The organism is Methanimicrococcus blatticola, assembly GCF_004363215.1.
GTDB lineage: Archaea > Halobacteriota > Methanosarcinia > Methanosarcinales > Methanosarcinaceae > Methanimicrococcus > Methanimicrococcus blatticola.
This window is the reverse complement of sequence record NZ_SNYS01000001.1, coordinates 1-5408: the sequence shown is the minus strand read 5'-3', so window position 1 is coordinate 5408 and position 5408 is coordinate 1. Positions and strand designations below refer to the sequence as shown.

Sequence of the window (5408 nt, the reverse complement as noted above, 5' to 3'; positions counted from 1 at the left end):
AAACTGTGTATTGTAAGGAAGCAACTCTAAAATCTAAGAACTAAGTGTGAATAGCGCTTTATTCGTGGTTGAGAAGTTTTTTCCGACAATTCTGTTTAAGCAGTGTTTATGCAGTATTTCCAAAACCAGCTATTAAAAGCAACATCAAGTGTGTACAGGATTACATTTCAAAAGCGTTCACGTCTTTTGTTTTGTCAAATTCAAATATAATTCCGGTTGATCCTGCCGGAGGTTACTGCTATCGGTGTTTGACTAAGCCATGCGAGTCAAATGTTCTTCGTGAACATGGCGTAATGCTCAGTAACACGTGGATAACCTGCCCTCAGGTCCGGCATAACCTCGGGAAACTGAGGATAATTCCGGATATCTCTTCTCTGCTGGAATCGCTTGAAGAGACAAAGAATTTCGCCTGAGGATGGGTCTGCGGCCTATCAGGTTGTAGGGGGTGTAACGTACCCTCTAGCCGACAACGGGTACGGGTTGTGAGAGCAAGAGCCCGGAGATGGATTCTGAGACATGAATCCAGGCCCTACGGGGCGCAGCAGGCGCGAAAACTTTACAATGCAGGAAACTGTGATAAGGAGACACCGAGTGCTCGCATCAAATGCGGGCTGTCCACATACCTAAATCGTATGTGTTAGCAAGGGCCGGGCAAGACCGGTGCCAGCCGCCGCGGTAATACCGGTGGCCCGAGTGGTAGCCGCTTTTATTGGGTCTAAAGGGTCCGTAGCCGGTTCGGTCAGTCCATTGGGAAATCCGGATGCTCAACATCCGGGCTTCCAGTGGATACTGCCGAACTTGGGATCGGGGGAGGTAAGAGGTACTACAGGGGTAGGAGTGAAATCTTGTAATCCTTGTGGGACCACCTGTGGCGAAGGCGTCTTACCAAAACGAGTCCGACGGTGAGGGACGAAAGCTGGGGGCACGAACCGGATTAGATACCCGGGTAGTCCCAGCCGTAAACGATGCTCGCTAGGTGTCAGGCATGGCGTGACTGTGTCTGGTGCCGAAGGGAAGCCGTGAAGCGAGCCACCTGGGAAGTACGGCCGCAAGGCTGAAACTTAAAGGAATTGGCGGGGGAGCACAACAACGGGTGGAGCCTGCGGTTTAATTGGACTCAACGCCGGAAAACTCACCAGGGGAGACAGCAATATGTAGGTCAAGCTGAAGACTTTACCTGAATCGCTGAGAGGAGGTGCATGGTCGTCGCCAGTTCGTACTGTGAAGCATCCTGTTAAGTCAGGCAACGAGCGAGACCCGTGCCCACAGTTACCAGCGGCATCTCCGGATGGCCGGGTACTCTGTGGGGACCGCCGGTGTTAAATCGGAGGAAGGTGCGGGCTACGGTAGATCAGTATGCCCCGAATCTCTTGGGCTACACGCGGGCTACAATGGACGGGACAATGGGCAACTACACCGAAAGGTGATGTCAATCTCATAAACCCGTTCGAAGTTCGGATCGAGGATTGAAACCCATCCTCGTGAAGCTGGAATCCGTAGTAATCGCGTTTCAACATAGCGCGGTGAATACGTCCCTGCTCCTTGCACACACCGCCCGTCAAACCACCCGAGTGGGGTATGGGTGAGGGTATGGACATCGTGCCGTATTCAAACCTGAATTCCGCAAGGGGGGTTAAGTCGTAACAAGGTAGCCGTAGGGGAATCTGCGGCTGGATCACCTCCTAAGAATAAAACACCGCCGAATGCCGAAAAAACATCAGGTCACAAAAACCAATAAAAAGATCTCAAAGGTCATCGGGCAAGACCCAAAAAGCAGGGCTGCGCCCGAGTTTACGTTTGGGCTTGTAGATCAGCTGGAAGATCGCCGCCTTTGCAAGGCGGAGGCCTGGAGTTCAATTCCCCACAAGTCCATTTTATTGGAAACAATAACAAATGTCGGATTCAATATCAGAATCCGGAACAATAGCAATCAGAAACGCTTTTGAAAAAAAGTGTGCGGTGCAACTCCGCTTCAGAAGTTTATAATGCACTCCGTTGAGCAATCACGGGGGAAGGACGGATGAATCCCGGTGCCAGCCGGGTTTTTAAGTGATGTCATGTAAAGGTTGAAGAAGACAAACAACAACAATCAACAAGTTGGACAGATATATCAGACGCTAACTGAAAAATCGGTTAAGCGAATGGTGTTACGCCAACAGGTGGATGGCTCGGCTCAAGAGCTGATGAAGGACGTGCCAAGCTGCGATAAGCTCAGGGTAGACGCAAGGAATCTATGAACCTGAGATCTCCTAATGGGAATCCCGTTGCCCGTGAGGGTAACGATCAGTCATGATCGGTAACGCCCCGAATTGAAACATCTTAGTAGGGGCAGGAAAAGAAATCAATAAGAGATGCCGTTAGTAAAGGCGATTGAAACCGGCAGAGTTCAAACTGAATCCGCAGTAGGAATATTGCGGAGATGTGGTTTATGGCTGACTCTATTTTCCTATCTCACCCAATCAAACTTGCCTGAAACGGCAGACCATAGAGTGTGATAGTCACGTCGATAAAAGTGAACGGAAAATTGTCATGTCCTGAGTAGTGTGGGTCGGAAATCTCGCACGAATATGGGGGTCACCAATCTCCAAAACTAAATACTCCTTGAGTCCGATAGCGAATTAGTAGGGTGACCGAACGCTGAAAAGTACCCCGAGAAGGGAGGTAAAAAGTGCCTGAAACCTGTTGGTTATAGAACGATGGAGCGTGCAAGGATCTTTCTTATGAAGGAAAAAACCGCGAGGTTTGTGTACGAATAAGATTGCCGATGTTCCATCTTAAGTTTTGAAGAACTGGCCAGGGAGTTTATTTTGATGGCGAAGGCTAACTATTCTCATAGGCAGCCAAAGCGAAAGCAACATGTGCGCAACCTTCGGGTGAGGCACGGCGTATACAAGTGCGCGGAGTCATCGGAATAAGACCCGAAGCCGGGCGATCTAGGCGTGGGCAGGTTGAAGCGTGGCGAAAGCTGCGTGGAGGACCGCAAGTGGTATTGATCTGCAAATCATTCACGTGACCCACGTCTCGGAGTGAAATGCTAATCTAGCCCGGCATCCGCTGGTTCCCTCCGAAACATGTCGTAGCATGACCTGACCCGAGGTCGTTGGTGGAGTAGAGCACTGATTGGGGAATCCGGGGAAGAAATTCTTCGCTCTTCTGTCAAACTCCAAACCCACCCACACCGTAGACGGTCGGAGTCCGCACTGCTGGGGTAAGCTTGTAGTGCGTAAGGGAGACAACCCTGCCCGTGGTTAAGGTCCCCAAGTGTCGGCTAAGTGTAAACACTAAAGGGCGTCCCAAGCCCAAAACAGCTGGAAGGTTAGCTTAGAAGCAGCTATCCTTTAAAGAGTTCGTAACAGACCACCAGTCGAGGTTTGGGGCCCCGAAAATTGACGGGGCTCAAGCCGACCACCGATACCACGGAGTACCGTATAGGTAATCTCGTAGGAGGGCGTTGCGTTCGGGCAGAAGCAGGGCTGTGAAGTCCTGTGGACCGTTCGCAAACGAAAATCCTGGTAATAGTAGCAGCATAGTCAAGTGAAAATCTTGACCGCCGAAGGGGCCAGGTTTCCTCGGCAATGATCATCAGCCGAGGGTTAGTCGGTCCTAAGATGTACCGTAACTCGAGTACATCGAATCAGGGAAACAGGTTAATATTCCTGTACCGTTCGACAATAATCCTGACGCTTCAGGGCAGACCGAGCGGCGTCGTCGCGCCGTTTAAGCGCCGAAGTTTGTGGAGAGCCGTAATGGCGAGAAGCGAATGAATGCGTTATGACGAAAGTCGGTTGCACCCCGGAGCCCGTGAAAAGGGGTCGAAACGTCCGTACCAAGATCTGACACAGGTGCCCCTAGCTGAAAAGGCTAAGGCGTGACGGAGTAATTCAGTTTAGGGAATTCGGCAAATTAGCTCCGTAACTTCGGGAGAAGGAGTGCCTGCTGTGAAGACAGCAGGTCGCAGTGACCAGGGGGCTCCAACTGTCTAATACCAACATAGGAGATCGCAAATCCGTAAGGATGAGTACGATCTCTGAATCCTGCTCAGTGCAGGTACCTCAAACCCCGGTTCAACGGGACGAAGGGCCTGTAAACAGCGGGGGTAACTATGACCCTCTTAAGGTAGCGTAGTACCTTGTCGCTTAATTGGCGACTTGCATGAATGGATCAATGAGAGCCCTACTGTCCCAAACTGGAATCCGGTGAAGCTTACATTCTAGTGCACAGTCTAGAGACCTCTGGGGGGAAGTGAAGACCCCATAGAGCTTTACTGCAGCCTGTCGTTGAGTTGTGATTTCGAATGTACAGTGTAGGTAGGAGACGTCGAAGCGGGCGCGCCAGCGTTCGTGGAGTCAAAAGTGGGACACTACCCTTTTGGAATTACGATTCTCACTCTCTTTTGAGAGGACCCCGATAGGTGGGCAGTTTGCCTGGGGCGGGACGCCCTTGAAAAGATATCAAGGGTGCGCAATGGTTGACTCAAGTGGGTCGGAAACTCACTGAAGAGTGCAAGAGCATAAGTCAGCCTGACGTTATTTCGCACAACAAGGAATGACGAGACGAAAGTCGGTTCTAGCGAACTTTTGAGCCCGCTTGGTGCGGGCCAAAAACTACAGAAAAGTTACCTTGGGGATAATTGTGTCGTTGCCGGCAAGAGTACATATCGACCCGGCAGCTTGCTACTTCGATGTCGGTTCTTTCCATCCTGGCCGTGCAGCAGCGGCCAAGGGTGAGGTTGTTCGCCTATTAAAGGAGATCGTGAGCTGGGTTTAGACCGTCGTGAGACAGGTTGGTTACTATCTACCAGAGGTGTTTGATGTCTGAGGGTAAGTTGCTTTTAGTACGAGAGGAACAAAGCAACGGTGCCACTGGTCTACCTGTTGTCTGACAAGGCATCGCAGGGCAGCTACGCACCAAGGAATAAGAGCTGAATGCATCTAAGCTCGAAATCTCACCTAAATAAGAGACATCGTTAAGGACACTCGTAAAAGACGAGGTTGATCGAAACGGGATGTACGCACCAAGGCAACGAGGTGTTTAGTCCGCGTTCACGAATAGTCCGTACCATCGCAAGACTGATTTTTCAGGCGATATCTGATTATGTCTGAGCAATCCCAAATGTTGATAAGTTAAAAGAAAGTTGTTTGTCGTATTGAATACTGTTATTGATACTGTTTTCAATTCAATCGTTACATGGCAATTACAGTTCTTCGGAACTGTTATATACGAAATATCCGTTATTATCCATCACGCTATAGAGAAAGTCTTTTGGCGGCCATAGCGGCGGGGCAACTCCTGTACCCATACCGAACACAGAAGATAAGCCCGCCGGCGTTCCCTGTTGTACTGAAGTGTGCGAGCCTTCGGGAACCTTGGATCGCTGCCATGAGTCTTTCTTTATCATTCTTATTTTG

General features: G+C 50.3%; 1 tRNA gene and 3 rRNA genes. All 4 read left to right on the top strand.

The window, feature by feature from the left end:
• The first annotated feature begins 209 nt into the window (after positions 1-209).
• The 4 genes from C7391_RS00020 (at position 210) to rrf (ending at position 5383) form a co-directional block, all read left to right on the top strand.
• Positions 210-1684: ribosomal RNA gene (locus tag C7391_RS00020) — 16S ribosomal RNA — on the top strand.
• Between the two features lie 115 nt (positions 1685-1799).
• Positions 1800-1872: transfer RNA gene (locus C7391_RS00015), tRNA-Ala, on the top strand.
• A gap of 263 nt (positions 1873-2135) precedes the next feature.
• Positions 2136-5068 (top strand): 23S ribosomal RNA (locus tag C7391_RS00010).
• A 193-nt stretch (positions 5069-5261) separates the two neighbouring features.
• Positions 5262-5383: ribosomal RNA gene (gene rrf, locus C7391_RS00005) — 5S ribosomal RNA — on the top strand.
• The 16S, 23S and 5S rRNA genes sit together here with 1 tRNA gene alongside, the layout of an rRNA operon.
• Positions 5384-5408: the final 25 nt, after the last annotated feature.